Below are 15281 nucleotides of genomic sequence, written 5' to 3' on the forward strand. Positions count from 1 at the left end.
CGCAAAATCAGGAAACGCGGAAACGCGCCACCGAGCTTTTAAGCTGTTGCGCCAATTCCGCCAGCTGACGAATCGCGCCCGCAGTTTGCTGTGTCCCCTCGGTGGTTTGCTCATTAACCGACAAAATGTGTTCAATCGACTGTGCAACCCCACTGGCAGAAACGGCCTGCTGCGAGGTATTGGCAGAAATATTTTCAATCAGCTCGGCGAGCTGACGGGATACTCGACCGATCTCTCCAAGCGCCTGGCCTGCCGCATCAGACAATTTCGCCCCTTCAACCACCCCTTGCGTGCTTTTTTCCATCGCAGAAACCGCATCTTGGGTATCGGTTTGAATGGTACGAACCAAGGCCGCGATTTGCTTCGTTGCCTCCCCAGAGCGCTCCGCCAGCCGCTGCACTTCCTCTGCCACCACCGAGAAGCCGCGCCCAGCTTCACCAGCGGAAGCCGCTTGAATCGCCGCATTCAGCGCCAAGACGTTGGTTTGTTCGGTAATGTCAGAAATCAGTTCGATAATCTCACCCACCTCTTGTGAAGACTCGCCCAAGCGTTTGATACGCTTCGAGGTTTCCTGAATCTGCTCGCGGATTTCGTTCATGCCGGTAATGGCGTTCTGTACCGCACGCGTTCCTTCCTCGGCAGCTGCCAGAGACTGTCGGGCAACGTTTGCAGATTCAGCAGCGGAAGCAGAAACGTCATTAATTTGCTGCGCCATTTTCAATACCGCTTCACCGGTATCACGAATCTCCCGCGACTGCTGATCGGCAGCATCTAAGAGTCGGGTTGAGTTTTCTTGGGCCAGCGTTGTCGCTTCAGACACCTGCTCAGTCGCACGGTTAATACGATCCACCAGGTTACGCAACTCCTCCACCGTGTAATTCACCGAGTCAGCAATCGCCCCGGTAATGTCTTCCGACACCGTTGCCTGAACCGTTAAGTCACCGTCAGCCACTTCTTGCAATTCGTTCATCAAACGCAAAATCGCGGCCTGGTTTTGATCATTGGTTCGCTTTGCCTCCTCTTCACGACTCGACGCTTCTTGGCGTTGACGCTCCGACTCTTCCGCACGCAAACGTGAATCCTGGAGATATAACTTAGCAATAAATAGGGCGGAGAGAATCGCCAGCACCCCGCAGAGGGCAATCAAAAGACGGCGCAATACCCCTTGCCGCTGAGCGGTAAACGCTTCCTGCAATTCATCAATCGTTTTACGCAGAGACTCACTTTCACGGAAAACCTGTTGCTCGGCTTGCTTGGCAGTCACAATCTTGGGCAAATTATTCAAAATCAGCCCGATCGAACCCTGCAGTTCCTCAAAGCTTTTGCGCAATTCATCCAAACGCTCTTTGGTTTCTCCCTGTGCGGCGGAGAGCCGGAGCGTTTCCGACCCGGCACTCAAGCCTTCAATCAAGTCACGGAAAGTGTTGGTATCTTTACCCAACAAAAAAGCCGTCTCTGGACTAACGCCCTCGCCCGCCAGCAACTCGTTGGCATTTTTAGCCAAACGCTGCGTTAACATGACAAGCTGCGCTGAGGCAGAAATTTCACGGGGCCCTGCACCACCTTGTAACTTCAAGGCCGCGACCTGTTCGGTCAATTCCAGTAATTGCGGATTGGTTTCGTTAAGGGTTTTGAGTGTGCTGCCGAATTTCGTGAGCACCTGCTCTTGGTCCAAGACTAAGGAAGCATTTTTCTCAGTGCGTTTCCATTCCTCGTTTAACTTCTCAAGAATTTGGGCTGGCGCACCACCAGCAGCCGGCACCGAGGTATTTTGATAATTACCGCCGACTGTTAGCGCTTGCAAATGACTGGCCAGTTGATCCCGGCTTTCACGCAATTGCTTAAACGCGTCAGGGTTACCCTGAACGGCGGTTGGCACCGCTTTCGCTAGGCGCTGTGAGTGCATGAGAGACTCACCGGTGATCTGCGCGTAGATCGCGCTATTACCAGAGACAATCAAGTCATAGACAACCAGCGCGCCACCTAGCAGCAGCGCACCCAAAAACGCAAATGACAGCGTACGTAACTGAACGTTAATCGGCTTTTTACCCAACAGCGGGATTTCCATCACCGTCAAACGCTCCATGCCCTTCATGATCAAGGTGGCATTGGGGTCTTGCGCTGGCATGGGATTCTGGGTATCCATTTGGGTGTGGCTGGGCAAGGCAAGCGACACCGGATCTAGCTCAGCACCCGTGGCTTTTTTTTGCCATGGCATCTTTAAGCCTTTTAAGTTGAATGCCATTCTTGTCTCCTTCTTACCTGATGTAGGTTACCAATCAAATTGATATATCAATCAATATCCAGTGCGTGGATATTCGCTTAAGATCACGCTGCAACCGCTAAAAAACGTTCATCATGAATCAGCTGTTGTAGCAACAATTCAGTCCACTGATTACCGTCACCGTCTTCATAGACATTGCCAAGCCAAGGCAGCTCAGCGGGGGCGACCGTAATCGCTGTTAATTTTTCCACACTGCGCAAACCCAACATTCGCGTCACCAGAATTGCCGCATTACACTGCAAACGGTCATTCAAAGCCAAGACTCGACTGTTTTTATCCAGCGGCGTCGGGTCCCCGCCCATGAAATGAGCTAGGTCGATCATGGTATAGAGACTCCCCCGCGCACTAAACAAGCCTTTGAACCAAGGCTGCGTCATGGGCACTGGAGTCGGCTCTGGCACGCTTGAAATTTCTCCTGACTCGGACAAATCCAGTAAGTAACGCTGTGCGCCAATGAGCACGCCCAAACGAGAATTGACCTGGGGGGTGGTTGCCGCAACACGCAAGCGCTCTGCTAGGTTAGCCTGAAACTCCCGTAATCGAGTCTGGCGGAGCGCATTGCGATTGCGCTGTAGCGCTTTGTTTTGCCCAGAATCTACCACCATCACCCCCCAATTTATCGACTGTTCGCGCCGCTAGCCCAGCTTAGCTAGCCAATAAAGTCTTGATTTTCTTGATCAGCTCGTCAGGCTCAACAGGTTTGACAAGGTAGTCCCGCGCGCCTTGGCGCAACCCCCAAATTTTGTCTGTCTCTTGAGATTTACTGGTACACATGATGACCGGAATGTTCTCTGTTTCAGGATCTTTAGTGATAGCCCGTGTCGTTTGAAAACCATTTTGGCCTGGCATGACAACATCCATAACGATCAAGTCCGGCATCTCTTGCTTGACTTTGGCAAGCGCCTCTTCACCAGTCTCAACAGCCACGACATTAAAGCCATTTTTGGTCAGGAGATCCATCATGAAATATCGCTGAGTTGGGGAATCATCCACCACCATAATTTTTTTGACTGCCATACGCTAACTCTCGCCAATGAAATAAGAACTAAAAATTACCCGGCTCGCTCAGGCTGCCCGGGCGTGCCCTCGCACCGTCGCCAATAGACTGTCTTTGGTAAACGGCTTGGTTAAATATTCATCTGACCCCACCAACCGACCACGCGCCTTATCAAACAACCCGTCTTTGCTTGATAGCATAATCACAGGGATAGCTTGAAACTTTGCATTTTTTTTAATCAGAGCGCAAGTCTGATACCCGTCTAGCCGAGGCATCAAAATATCGCAAAAAATGATGTCAGGTTCATGATCGGTAATCTTTGCCAGTGCATCAAAGCCATCTTCAGCCAAGATAACCTTGCAACCCGCCTGCGTCAAAAAAATCTCTGCGCTACGGCGAATCGTGTTGCTGTCGTCAATGACCATGACCTTTAAACCGGCAATTTCTGGCACAACTGCCATGAGAACCTCTTTACTTGAGAGACCACAATTGTTAGATATGCTTGGAGTGTATAACTAGCGTCAGCAAAAAACAAACCATGACCGGCATTAAGCGGGTCATGACAATGTTCCACGATAGTCTGTGGCATTGTAACCACGGCTTTTCAATGCGGTCAAAGATTGTCGGTCGGCCCTGTTGTGATTCCGTCGGTCTAGCCGTACTGCTAGACCGATATGCAGCCTTGGCACGAGCGTAAGTCGCTGCCCAGGCAAGTCAGTCAGAGAAACAGGGCGCTCAAATTTCGACCATTTCAAAGTCTTCCTTGCGCGCGCCACACTCGGGGCAAGTCCAGTTTGGCGGCACATCTTCCCAGCGTGTGCCGGCGGGGATACCTTCTTCGGGAGAGCCCTGCGCTTCATCATAAATCCAACCACAAATTAAACACATCCAAGTTTTCATGCTCACTCATTCCATTCATTTTTAGTCGATCTCACGCGCAACAGTCCGAATTACCGGCATCTCTGGCTGCTGCGTGTACAATCGGATGATACCTCAGATGTTCCTATTACCGCCCTCAGTTTGGTTTCCGTTTCCTATGCAAAGTTTACCCCGCCCCCCCGTTGTGATGACCTTTTCCGCGAGTGACCCAACCGCTGGCGCGGGCCTGCAAGCCGATCTGCTAGCCTGTGTCAGCATGGGATGCCACGCCGTTACCGTGGTCACCGGGGTTACGGTGCAAGACACGGCGGGCGTTGAAAGCGTTGAAGCGATTGACGCTGAGCTATTAGAAGACCAGGCGCGCCTGCTACTGGAAGACACGGTTGTCGATTGCTTTAAAGTGGGATTGCTGTGTCATGTCGAGAATATTCAGGCCGTGGCTGAAATTGCTGCCGATTATCCCGACACCCCCATGGTGCTTGACCCCGTGCTCGCCTCCGGTCGTGGCGACAATATCACCAATGAAGATCAACGCGCCGCCTTGTGTGAACTCCTACTGCCACAAACTACCGTGCTCACGCCCAATAGCTTGGAGGCTCGCCAGCTTGCGCACCAGCTGCTCGAAAATGCCCAGGTCAGTATGGAAAGAGCTCAGCAGACACTGACCGAGGAGGCCTTTAGCACGCTACCGCTGGCGGTCTGTGCTGAAGCGATTTTGGCGAGTGGCTGTGAGTATGTCTTGATCACCGGCACGCACGAGCCTGGCCAAGAAGTGATTAATACGCTCTATGGCCCGGCAGGATTGGTCCAAGAATTCCGTTACCAGCGCTTACCAGCCAGCTATCATGGTTCCGGTTGCACCCTGGCGAGCGCGCTTGCTGCCCTGTTAGCCGCTGGCTTGGCCATTCCTGATGCCGTCAAAGAAGCTCAGGAATACACTTGGCAAACCCTGTCGCATGGTTTCCAACTGGGTATGGGTCAGCCTATTCCCGATCGTCTGTTTTGGGCGCGACAACGACCAGCAAGCCATCCTGCAAACTAATTAATTCCTATGCGTCAATTTCAAGCAACCGCTATTCAAGGCCTCTATGCCATCACCCCAGACATAGCGACAGCCGCAGACGCTGATGTCCTGTTCGCCCATCTGGACGCCTACCTCACGGCTGGAGGGCGGCTTTTACAGTGGCGCAACAAACAGCTCCCCCCCCTGCGCCAGGAACAACTGGCGCGGGAGTGCCAGCGTCTATGCCAAGCGCACCACGCATGTTTTATCATCAATGACAATCTGGCGCTGGCGCAAAAGCTAAATGCCGATGGCTTGCATGTCGGCCAAACAGATGGGGATCTGCCCACCATTCGCCGCGCTTGGTCAGGGTTGTTAGGGATCTCATGCTATGACTCGCTCCCCTTGGCGCAAGAAGCTGTTCAACTTGGCGCCGACTACATTGCCTTTGGGGCCGTCTATGCTTCCCCCACCAAGCCCCTCGCCAAAACTGCAGCGCTCAGCCTATTTCAAGCCAGTGCCAACCTAGGGGTCCCGCGTGTCGCGATTGGGGGCATTACCCACGCTCACCTGCCTGCCCTACGAGGAGCGGGCGCCGATGCCACTGCAGTGATCAGCGCCCTGTTTGATTTAAGCGCCCCGCCAACGCATACCGCCGCACAAACGCGGGCATGGTGCGCGGCGTGGGACAATTGCCACGAACCCAAACAATCTGTTCCCACGCGCCCCCTGGATTGAGTCTTATCGCTCGCTTAATCCAGCTAAAAATCAATTTCTGGAAGTGCGCTTCACTTATAATGACGTTTAGGTTACAAAAACCGGGGAGGTGACACATCCCACTCGCTTTCCCATCCTGGCTTGCGCCTCCCTTTATTCATACTCGATTTAGACGAAACCGCATGACTTCCCGTAATCATCAGCTGTTTGAACGTGCCCAGCAAACTATCCCGGGTGGCGTTAACTCACCCGTCCGCGCCTTTCGTGCTGTCGGCGGCACCCCGCGGTTTATTACGCGTGCTGCCGGCCCCTATTTCTGGGATGCTGATGATAAAAAATACATTGATTACATAGGCTCTTGGGGGCCAATGATCCTCGGCCACAGCCATCCAGCAGTAGTTGCTGCGGTCCAAGCTGCGGCGGCGACGGGGATGAGCTATGGCGCACCAACCGAAGCGGAAATCGAGATGGCTGAACTGCTGTGCGCTTGCCTGCCAAGTCTCGAGATGGTTCGCTTAGTCAGCTCTGGTACCGAAGCGACAATGAGCGCTATTCGCCTCGCACGTGGTTTTACCGGACGCCATGCAATCGTGAAATTCGAAGGTTGCTATCACGGTCATGCCGATAGCTTGCTGGTGAAAGCGGGCTCAGGGTTACTCACTTTCGGTAACCCAACCTCTGCTGGCGTGCCCCCTGAATTTGCGCAGCACACCCGGGTCCTGGCCTACAACGACCCGACCCAACTCGAGACCTTATTTGCAGAACAGGGCAACCAGCTCGCTTGCGTGATTATTGAGCCGATCGCCGGCAACATGAATTTAATTCGCCCCAACCCTGACTACATGCAACGCTTACGCGCTTTGTGTGATGAGTACGGGGTCGTGTTAATTTTTGACGAGGTGATGACTGGCTTTCGGGTTGGTCCGCAGGGCGCACAGGGGCATTATGGTATTCGCCCAGATCTAACCACACTCGGTAAAATTATTGGTGGAGGCATGCCAGTCGGCGCGTTCGGCGGGCGGGCCGATATCATGCAGGCGATCGCTCCGCTGGGTAGTGTGTACCAAGCCGGCACCTTATCGGGTAACCCGGTTGCAGTGGCAGCGGGCCTCACCACCCTCAAGTTATTACAAGCGCCCGGATTTTATGCCCAACTGAGTCAGCAAACCCAGAGCCTCATCAATGGCTTACAAAGCCTGGCTGGCAAGTACGGTATCGCCTTTTCTGCTGATGCAGTAGGCGGGATGTTTGGGCTCTATTTCAGTGCGCAAATCCCGACTACCCTAGCAGCCGTGCAAGCGAGCGATATTGCCCGCTTCAATCGCTTTTTCCACCTGATGCTAGATGGTGGCGTGTATTTCGCGCCCTCGGCCTACGAGGCAGGATTCGTCTCAATCCAACATGATGAAGCAGTGATTGCGCAGACCCTGACTCTTGCTGAGCAAGCATTTGCGACCCTTGCCAGCGCGTGAGATACCGTCTTTAATGTTTTATCTGTGATACCCACCTAAATCATGCTTTATCAGCCCGTTCCGCCGCGTGTGACCTCTGACCAACCAACTCAACAGGGTGAAATAGGGCCGGCAACACCGCAACAAACAGCCCAACAGATGGCACCGTGCGCCCAAGCGATCAAGCTTGAAATTCGCCCGGCAACGGTTTTTGATACGGAGATTCTGGTTGATCTGGTTAAGCAATTGGCGCAATATGAAAAACTAGAACACCAACTTGAGATCTCTGTTCCTAAGCTCGCCGCAGAGATGTTTGGCTCACGCCCCGCTGCTGAAGCCGTGATCGCCTGGGAATGCCAGGATTGCCAAGGCAAGCCCCAAGAAACAGCGGTTGGTTTCGCCATGTATTTCACTAACTTCTCCACTTTCTTATCACGACGCGGCTTATTTTTAGAAGATTTGTTCGTTGTCCCGAGCCGCCGAGGTCTGGGTTATGGTAAAGCCCTGATTCAAACCGTGGCTAAAATCGCTCAACAGCGCAATGCGGGGCGTTTTGAATGGATTGTATTGGACTGGAATGAGTCGGCGATTCAGTTTTATGCGTCGCTGGGCGCCCAGGTCTTGCCTGAATGGCGGATTATCCGAGTTACGGGCGATGCCATCCGCCAGATTGCAGAATCCTGATTGTTTCGACACACCCTCTCACTAAGGAAATTTGATGAATTCCCTGTTGGCCGCCGACATCTTACGCACCACACCGTTGCATACCCTACATCTCAACCTGGGCGCCAAAATGGTCAACTTTGCAGGCTACGAGATGCCGGTGCAGTATCCCGCCGGGATTTTGAAAGAACACCACCACACCCGCCATGCGGCAGGCTTATTTGATGTTTCCCACATGGGTCAGATTCAACTCCGGCCGCAGCCTGGTGCCACACTAGAAAGTGTGGCACTTGCCTTGGAAACCTTGCTGCCCATCGACGTACTCGGCTTACAGGTTATGCAGCAGCGCTATGCGCTCTTTACCAATGAGCAAGGGGGAATCCTGGATGACCTGATGGTCACACGGGCACTCGATCATTTTTTCCTGGTCGTTAACGCGGCGTGTAAAGCGGCAGATATCGAACATTTGCAGACACATTTGCACGGGGTCGAGATCGAGGTCCTGGAGGAGCATGCTCTACTCGCGCTGCAAGGTCCTCAAGCAGCGGCAGTCCTGGCCCGGCTCTGCCCAGACACCCCATTCCAAGACTGGTACTTTATGACAGCCCGCGTGCTTACCCTTGCGGGAGAATCCTGTTTTGTGACCCGCTCTGGCTACACTGGGGAAGACGGTTTCGAGATTTCGATACCCGCGCCAGCAGCCATGGCTTTGGCGATGACCTTGTTAGCTCAACCTGAGGTGGCGCCCATTGGGCTAGGCGCACGGGACTCGCTGCGTCTAGAAGCGGGGCTCTGCCTGTACGGACACGATTTGAGCCCTGAGACAACCCCGACCAGTGCCGCACTGAGCTGGGCATTGTCGCCAGCCCGCCGCGCAAACGGCAGTCGGCCGGGCGGATACCCCGGTGCCGCAGTGATTATGCAAGAACTGGCGCAACCAACACAGATTCAAGAGAAACGGGTTGGCCTACTCGCCCAAGAAAAAACCCCCGTCCGCGAAGGAACCCTATTGTTGAATGCCCAGCAGGAGGTGATTGGGCGCGTGACCAGCGGCGGTGTTAGCCCGAGCCTGGCTGAAACGGCAGGACATGCCGTGCCAATCGCGCTAGCCTATGTGCAACAACCCATGGCGAGCGTCGGACAGACCCTCTATGCGCAAGTACGTGGCAAACTTGTGCCCATGCAAGTCTGCAAAACTCCCTTTGTACCACAGCGTTACTATCGGGCTCCATAAGCGTTACGCGCCCAGGGGTGACGAGCGCGTCGCTCGGGCGACAACCACGCTCAATGCAGGCGGGACGATCAACCCAGCGCTACGTTTAGCTCTCGTCGCCTGCATCGAAAGCGGGGGTGCGCAATACGCGGCGGACGGTATCCTGCGTAAAGCCACGCCTCAGCAAAAAAAGAGAGTGTCGTTGATATTCTTGCGGCGTCGCTGGTGGTTGGCCAAAACGCTTGAGCCAAACTTGCCGCGCACGCGTGATCTCGCTTTGGGCCAGCGTGGCTAATTCTGCCTGCACCAAGGCAGGGGCAATCCCAGCCTGCGTCAATTCGAAAGCAATGCGGCGGGCCCCATAGCGAGGGGCACGAGTATGGCTGCGCTGGGCCACATAACGCTGATCTGACTGCCACTGCTGTGCTGCCAGCGCTGCTAACACTTGCTCAAGTTCAGCCGGGTTCGCCGCATGCGGGCCGAGCTTTTGCCGTAATTCTGCTTGGCTATACTCGCGCCGAGCCAGCAGCCTTACGGCCCGTGCTTTTAAAGACAGCGTTGCCATAGAAATTGATGCTCAGTGGAAAAAATAGCCACTGGTCTTAGTCTGCACAGATTACAGCTCAGGGCCAGCCTTTAGCGCTTTGTCATTCTTTTCTGACTTAGCTGGCTTGGCTGCGGCATCTTCACTGGCGCTTTGAGCCAGCGCCCGCACCCCATAGTGTTGGCGAATCAGGTTTTCAATTTCTTGTGCCAAGGCGGGGTTTTCGCGCAGAAACTCGCGTGAGTTGTCTTTGCCCTGGCCAATCTTTTCGCCTTTGTAGCTATACCAGGCACCCGATTTTTCGATCACCCCGCAAGCCGCGCCCAGATCAACAATTTCGCCTTGGCGAGAAATCCCTTCGCCATACAAAATATCAAAGTCAGCTTGTTTGAATGGTGGAGAAACTTTGTTTTTAACCACTTTGACTTTGGTTTCGTTACCCACCACCTCTTCGCCCTTTTTAATAGAACCCGTCCGACGAATATCTAAACGGACTGACGCATAGAACTTCAGGGCGTTACCGCCGGTCGTGGTTTCTGGGCTACCAAACATAACCCCGATTTTCATTCGGATCTGGTTAATAAAAATCACCAGGCAATTGGTACGCTTAATGGTTGCGGTTAATTTACGCAGCGCCTGCGACATCAAGCGCGCTTGCAGGCCCGGTAGCGAATCCCCCATATCGCCTTCAATTTCAGCACGCGGCGTTAACGCCGCGACCGAATCCACCACGATCATGTCGACGGATCCAGAACGCACCAATGCGTCGGCAATCTCCAACGCCTGCTCGCCGGTATCAGGTTGAGAAATCAAGAGATCGGACAACTTCACACCCAGTTTCTGCGCATATTGAACATCAAGCGCGTGCTCGGCATCAATAAACGCACAAGTGCCACCCAGTTTTTGCATTTCGGCAATCACTTGTAAGGTCAAGGTTGTTTTACCTGATGACTCGGGGCCATAAATTTCTACCACTCGCCCACGTGGCAAGCCCCCTACGCCGAGCGCGATATCCAACCCGAGTGACCCTGTCGACACAACCTGAATATCTTCCGGGCTTTCATTTTCACCCATTCGCATGACTGAGCCTTTGCCAAATTGCTTCTCGATTTGCGCAAGCGCAGCGGCAAGGGCTTTGGCTTTTTCGGATGTATTGACGCTGGCTTTTTCCATGATTTCCTCAGTCAGTGAATAAACAATTTCTGCATCTTAATTCAAAATACTGTACAAAACAACAGTTATTTTATGGGCGAGGGTGGCGCTGAAGATGATGCGACAACATCGCACAATGACCTAGGCACCGCCTAGTCAATGGCTCATTGATGGGCGCGGTTGAGTAGGGTCAACCCTAAATTAAGGGCCGCCAAGACGGCGGCATGACGAATTTGCGTGCGGTTTCCCGGGAAATGATGCTGCTCTACCTGCAAGAAATCCCTGGGGGTTGCATCTGGCGCAGAGCGCGGCAAGTAGTACGCAGCCATCCAAACCGTGCCCACTGGTTTGCCGGGTGTGCCACCATCCGGGCCCGCGATCCCGCTGATCGCCAAACCAAGTTGGGCCCGTGCCTGCTGGCAGGCCCCACGCGCCATCGCTTCCACCACGGCCCCGGAAACCACCCCATTCTCACTGATTAGGGTGGCGGTAACCCCTAATTCCTGCTGTTTGGCCCAATTGGCATAGGCCACCCATCCACACGCAAACCATTGGCTGGCACCAGGAACCTCCGTCAGTGCCGCGGCCAATAATCCGCCGGTACATGATTCCGCCACGGTAATTTCCTCGCCCAAGGACTGCAACGTATGGCCCAAGGCTGCGCTCACACTGGTGCTGTCGCTAGACGCATAGGGCGGAATGACGAGCGCAGTCATGCGAACAAGCCAAACCGTTGCAACACGGCCAAAAGTAGCAGAGCGTAGCCAGCGGCCACAATGTCATCCCACATCACGCCGAGCCCCCCGGACCAGTGTTGGTCATAGTATCGAATCGGTGGGGGCTTGAGAATATCGAATAAACGAAAGGCAAGGAAACCCCAGGCCTGAGACATTAAATCGCGGGGCAGAAACAAGAGAACCAGCCAGATGGCGACAATTTCATCCCAAACGATACCGCCATGATCCTTAACTTGCAGGTGATGGCTCGTGGTGCGACACAACCAAATTCCGCAGAAAAAGGCCGCAAGAATCAAGCCGAACCAGTGCGGGGTAGTGAGGAATGGGTCAATCAGGACAAAGACCGCCCATCCCAATAGAGTGCCCCATGTGCCCGGCGCCGGACGGATCAAACCAGCGCCAGCACCAAAGGCCAGCCAGCGTGCTGGATGCTGACAAATCCAGCGCCATGTGGGTCGAATGGCAGCCATGATTGCTAGACGATAGGATTGCGGCTAGGCAAAATGGTCATAGGCTTGCAGGGAGAAATTGGCTGGGTTGCCGTCTTTATCCAGCAACATCAAGCCGGCCTCGGGAACAATTTCACCAATCCGCGTGAGGCGTAAACCCAGGGACAAGGAAAGTTGATCTATCGCTTCGCGGCGCTCAGGGCTGGCGGTGAAACAGAGTTCGTAATCATCTCCGCCTGCAAGGGCGCAGCGATATTGCAAGGTGCCTGATTGGGCAGCCAAGGCGGTCGAAACGGGAATAGCACCCACATCAATCCGCGCACCCACACCGGAGGCGGTCAAGATATGACCGAGATCGCCGACTAAACCATCAGAAATATCAATCGCGCTACTGGCGATTGGCCTGAGGGCTAAACCGAGGGAAATACGCGGTTGTGGGGTTTCGAGCTTTTGCCGCACACGGGTGAATTCGCTCTCGCTGAGCTTGGCTTTTTTCTGAAAAAACCGTAAGGCCAACGCGGCATCGCCCAACTCACCCGAGACCCATATATCATCGCCCGCTTTCGCACCGGAACGTAATAAGGCAAAAGGCCGACGAGATTCCCCAATCACGGTAATCGAGATCGTTAGCGCCCCCTTGGTCGTATCGCCACCGATTAACTCGCAAGAATAGGCTTCCGCCAACTCAAACAGTCCCGTACTAAAACTCTCAAGCCAAACGTCATCAGCTTTGGGCAACGCTAGCGACAAGGTGAAATAGCGCGGCACAGCGCCCATCGCGGCCAAATCGGATAAATTGACCGCCAGCGCTTTATGGCCGAGCTTGCGCGGATCCATAAACGGGAAAAAGTGCCGACCCGATACCAGCATATCGGTCGAAATCGCCAAATCCATATCGAGCATGGGCGCGATCAACGCACAATCATCTCCCACGCCCAGCCGTGCTCGGCGCACCTTGCGCGTGAAATAGCGTTTAATTAAATCAAATTCCCCCATGTCTTCCTCGATTGATACAGTTCATCTCTTTGTGGGTTATATCTGCTCAAGCAGATTGAGTTATTGAGTATCGGCACGATTCGGGTAGACTCAAGAGAAGAAGCGCCTGGTTATTTACGAAACTCAAGCGGGCGAACTTGGGCGGCAACTTGATCTAACACCCCATTCACGTACTTGAAGCCATCCGTGCCGCCAAACTGCTTAGCGACTTCAACCGCTTCATTAATCACAACTTTGTACGGGATTTCTGCGCAATTGACAAGTTCATAAGTCGCAAACAACAGAATTGCATGCTCGACAGGACTCAATTCTGTTACCGGGCGATCAATAAAGGGGCCAAACAGCTCGCGCAAGGTTTCCGCTTGATTGATGGCGCCGCTTAAAAGTAGGTCAAAGTGTCCACTATCGGCTTTCTCGAACCCCACTGTGCTACGAATGTGGGCGTTCACCACCCCACTTTCTTCCTGCGAGAGCAGCCATTGATAAAGCCCTTGCAGGGCATACTCGCGTGCCCGACGACGTGCGCTTTTTTGACTCATTGCTGCCCCTCATCCGTTGGTGTTAGCTCTTGAATCGCCAGGGTCAAGTTCGCCATTTCTACAGCGACACGGGCAGCCTCAGCCCCTTTTTCGTGCATCCGGGCCTCAGCTTGTGCATCGGTTTCACAAGTCAAAACGGCATTCGCAACCGGCAGCTGCAAATCAAGGGTGACGCGCTGAATCCCCGCCGCACTTTCATTGGACACCACTTCAAAATGGTAGGTTTCGCCGCGAATCACTGCCCCCAGTGCAATCAAGGCATCAAATTCGCCCGTCTCACCCAATGTTTGCAATGCCAGGGGCAGCTCGAGTGCGCCCGGCACACTAACGACGACAATATCATCAGGATTAACCCCCAGTCGCTGCAACTGATCCAGGCAGGATTCCCGCAAGGCAGTCCCGACATACTCATTGAAACGGGCTTGCGCAATGCCGATGCGTAAGCCTTCCCCAGCCAGATCGGGCGGTAGTGTAATTGGCATATTTATTCCTTATCAGTCGTAGTCTGCTGTGGTGGTTGTGATAACCAATCGTCGTAGCACAGAAATCCGGTCACTTGCAGATCAAAGCCAAGCATGCTGGGCATTTTACGTGGGTGCGCTAATAAACGCATTTGGCGTACCTGTAAATCACGCAAAATCTGCGCACCAATACCATAAGTCCGTAGTGCGGCATTGGGGGTCTGCGGGGCAGTCGCCTGGGTGGCAGCAAGGTAGCGAAACTGCTCTTGTAAAAAGGCATCTCCGGGATTGCAATTCAGTAAGATCAAGACCCCTGCCGCATGATGCTGCAAACATTGCGCTGCCGCGCGAATCGACCAAGAGTGTGTGCTTTCTTGCTGCTCTAATAAATCTAGCAAGCTGGTAGGTTCATGCACGCGCACCCAAGTCTCTTGATCCGGGCGTGGTTGTCCGTGAATCAGCGCGAGATGGGTAGCACCGCTGGGTGTGTCACGATACATGCGACTGCGAAACGTACCATAAGGGGCGGTCAGGGTTCGCTCACCAATGCATTCGATCAGGGATTCATGGGTGCTGCGATAGTGAATCAGATCGGCAATGGTCCCAATTTTTAGCTCATGCTGGGCAGCAAAAAGCTGTAAATCGGGCAACCGCGCCATGGTGCCATCTTCTTTCAAGATCTCACAAATGACGGCGGCCGGCATGAGCCCCGCCAGCGCGGCCAGATCACAGCCGGCCTCAGTATGACCAGCACGCATGAGCACCCCACCGGGCTGGGCGCGCAACGGGAAAATATGCCCAGGCTGCACAATGTCGGTCGGTTTGGCATCACGCGCCACGGCAACCCGGATGGTGTGGGCCCGGTCAGCCGCCGAAATACCTGTCGTCACGCCCTGCGCGGCTTCAATCGAGACGGTGAAATTGGTGCCATGTTGGGCTTGGTTATTGCTCACCATCGGGCGCAGGTTTAATTGCGCACATTTTTCTGCGGTTAACGTCAAACAAATCAGACCACGACCATATTTGGCCATGAAGTTAATCGCTTCCGGGGTCACGAACTCTGCCGCCATGACCAGATCACCTTCGTTCTCGCGGTCTTCTTCATCGACCAAAATGACCATGCGCCCTTGACGCAAATCAGCAATAATTTCTTGCACGGCGGCAATGGCAGTTGATGGCATTATCGTTCCACACAG

The 15281-nt window shown here is 54.0% G+C and carries 18 protein-coding genes; 5 read left to right on the forward strand and 13 right to left on the reverse strand.

Going from position 1 to position 15281, the window contains the following annotated elements:
* Positions 1-7: 7 nt before the first annotated feature.
* From DU000_RS06885 to DU000_RS06905, 5 genes are all read right to left on the reverse strand, one after another.
* Positions 8-2095 carry a methyl-accepting chemotaxis protein gene (locus tag DU000_RS06885; RefSeq protein ID WP_420812125.1) on the reverse strand — a complete coding sequence of 696 codons (2088 nt, stop codon included), beginning with the start codon at positions 2093-2095 and terminating at the stop codon, positions 8-10.
* Positions 2096-2328: 233 nt separating this feature from the next.
* The gene (locus DU000_RS06890; RefSeq protein WP_114402610.1) at positions 2329-2889 is read right to left on the reverse strand and encodes a chemotaxis protein CheW; all 561 of its coding nucleotides are present in this window, start codon (positions 2887-2889) and stop codon (positions 2329-2331) included.
* A 40-nt stretch (positions 2890-2929) separates the two neighbouring features.
* Positions 2930-3301, reverse strand: a complete 372-nt coding sequence (locus DU000_RS06895; RefSeq protein ID WP_114402611.1) for a response regulator transcription factor — start codon at positions 3299-3301, stop codon at positions 2930-2932.
* A 48-nt stretch (positions 3302-3349) separates the two neighbouring features.
* Positions 3350-3742: a response regulator gene (locus DU000_RS06900; RefSeq protein ID WP_114402612.1), complete on the reverse strand. Its 393-nt coding sequence runs from the start codon at positions 3740-3742 to the stop codon at positions 3350-3352.
* A gap of 274 nt (positions 3743-4016) precedes the next feature.
* The gene (locus DU000_RS06905) at positions 4017-4187 is read right to left on the reverse strand and encodes a rubredoxin (RefSeq protein ID WP_192878441.1); all 171 of its coding nucleotides are present in this window, start codon (positions 4185-4187) and stop codon (positions 4017-4019) included.
* Between the two features lie 91 nt (positions 4188-4278).
* Here DU000_RS06905 and thiD point away from each other — a divergent pair, with 91 nt between their 5' ends.
* The 5 genes from thiD (at position 4279) to gcvT (ending at position 9228) form a co-directional block, all read left to right on the forward strand.
* Complete coding sequence (gene thiD / locus DU000_RS06910; protein ID WP_205074027.1) at positions 4279-5202, forward strand: bifunctional hydroxymethylpyrimidine kinase/phosphomethylpyrimidine kinase; 924 nt, start codon at positions 4279-4281, stop codon at positions 5200-5202.
* 9 nt (positions 5203-5211) lie between these two features.
* Positions 5212-5901, forward strand: a complete 690-nt coding sequence (locus DU000_RS06915; protein ID WP_114402615.1) for a thiamine phosphate synthase — start codon at positions 5212-5214, stop codon at positions 5899-5901.
* Positions 5902-6062: 161 nt separating this feature from the next.
* A complete protein-coding gene (gene hemL, locus DU000_RS06920; RefSeq protein ID WP_114402616.1) occupies positions 6063-7352 on the forward strand; it encodes a glutamate-1-semialdehyde 2,1-aminomutase in 1290 nt (429 codons plus the stop codon).
* Between the two features lie 69 nt (positions 7353-7421).
* Entirely contained in the window at positions 7422-8015 is a 594-nt protein-coding gene (locus DU000_RS06925; protein ID WP_338049457.1) for a GNAT family N-acetyltransferase, read from the forward strand.
* A 34-nt stretch (positions 8016-8049) separates the two neighbouring features.
* The gene (gene gcvT, locus DU000_RS06930; RefSeq protein ID WP_114402617.1) at positions 8050-9228 is read left to right on the forward strand and encodes a glycine cleavage system aminomethyltransferase GcvT; all 1179 of its coding nucleotides are present in this window, start codon (positions 8050-8052) and stop codon (positions 9226-9228) included.
* Between the two features lie 85 nt (positions 9229-9313).
* On the opposite strand, the gene recX is transcribed toward gcvT, so the two are convergent.
* The 8 genes from recX to ribBA all read right to left on the reverse strand — a co-directional run bounded on the left by recX (position 9314) and on the right by ribBA (position 15266).
* Entirely contained in the window at positions 9314-9772 is a 459-nt protein-coding gene (gene recX, locus DU000_RS06935; RefSeq protein WP_114402618.1) for a recombination regulator RecX, read from the reverse strand.
* Positions 9773-9823: 51 nt separating this feature from the next.
* Complete coding sequence (recA, locus tag DU000_RS06940; protein ID WP_114402619.1) at positions 9824-10924, reverse strand: recombinase RecA; 1101 nt, start codon at positions 10922-10924, stop codon at positions 9824-9826.
* Positions 10925-11067: 143 nt separating this feature from the next.
* Positions 11068-11619 (reverse strand): CinA family protein, encoded by a 552-nt coding sequence (locus DU000_RS06945; protein ID WP_114402620.1) that lies wholly within the window; start codon positions 11617-11619, stop codon positions 11068-11070.
* Entirely contained in the window at positions 11616-12110 is a 495-nt protein-coding gene (locus DU000_RS06950) for a phosphatidylglycerophosphatase A family protein (RefSeq protein WP_114402621.1), read from the reverse strand. The genes DU000_RS06945 and DU000_RS06950 overlap by 4 nt, the downstream gene beginning before the upstream one ends.
* Positions 12111-12134: 24 nt before the next feature.
* A complete protein-coding gene (thiL, locus tag DU000_RS06955) occupies positions 12135-13085 on the reverse strand; it encodes a thiamine-phosphate kinase (protein ID WP_114402622.1) in 951 nt (316 codons plus the stop codon).
* Positions 13086-13195: 110 nt separating this feature from the next.
* A complete protein-coding gene (gene nusB / locus DU000_RS06960; protein ID WP_114402623.1) occupies positions 13196-13624 on the reverse strand; it encodes a transcription antitermination factor NusB in 429 nt (142 codons plus the stop codon).
* Positions 13621-14106, reverse strand: coding sequence for a 6,7-dimethyl-8-ribityllumazine synthase (gene ribH / locus DU000_RS06965; protein WP_114402624.1), 486 nt, complete (start codon positions 14104-14106; stop codon positions 13621-13623). The genes nusB and ribH overlap by 4 nt, the downstream gene beginning before the upstream one ends.
* A gap of 2 nt (positions 14107-14108) precedes the next feature.
* Positions 14109-15266 carry a bifunctional 3,4-dihydroxy-2-butanone-4-phosphate synthase/GTP cyclohydrolase II gene (gene ribBA, locus DU000_RS06970; protein WP_114402625.1) on the reverse strand — a complete coding sequence of 386 codons (1158 nt, stop codon included), beginning with the start codon at positions 15264-15266 and terminating at the stop codon, positions 14109-14111.
* Positions 15267-15281 lie beyond the last annotated feature (15 nt).

Source organism: Parvibium lacunae (genome assembly GCF_003335215.1).
GTDB lineage: Bacteria > Pseudomonadota > Gammaproteobacteria > Burkholderiales > Burkholderiaceae_D > Parvibium > Parvibium lacunae.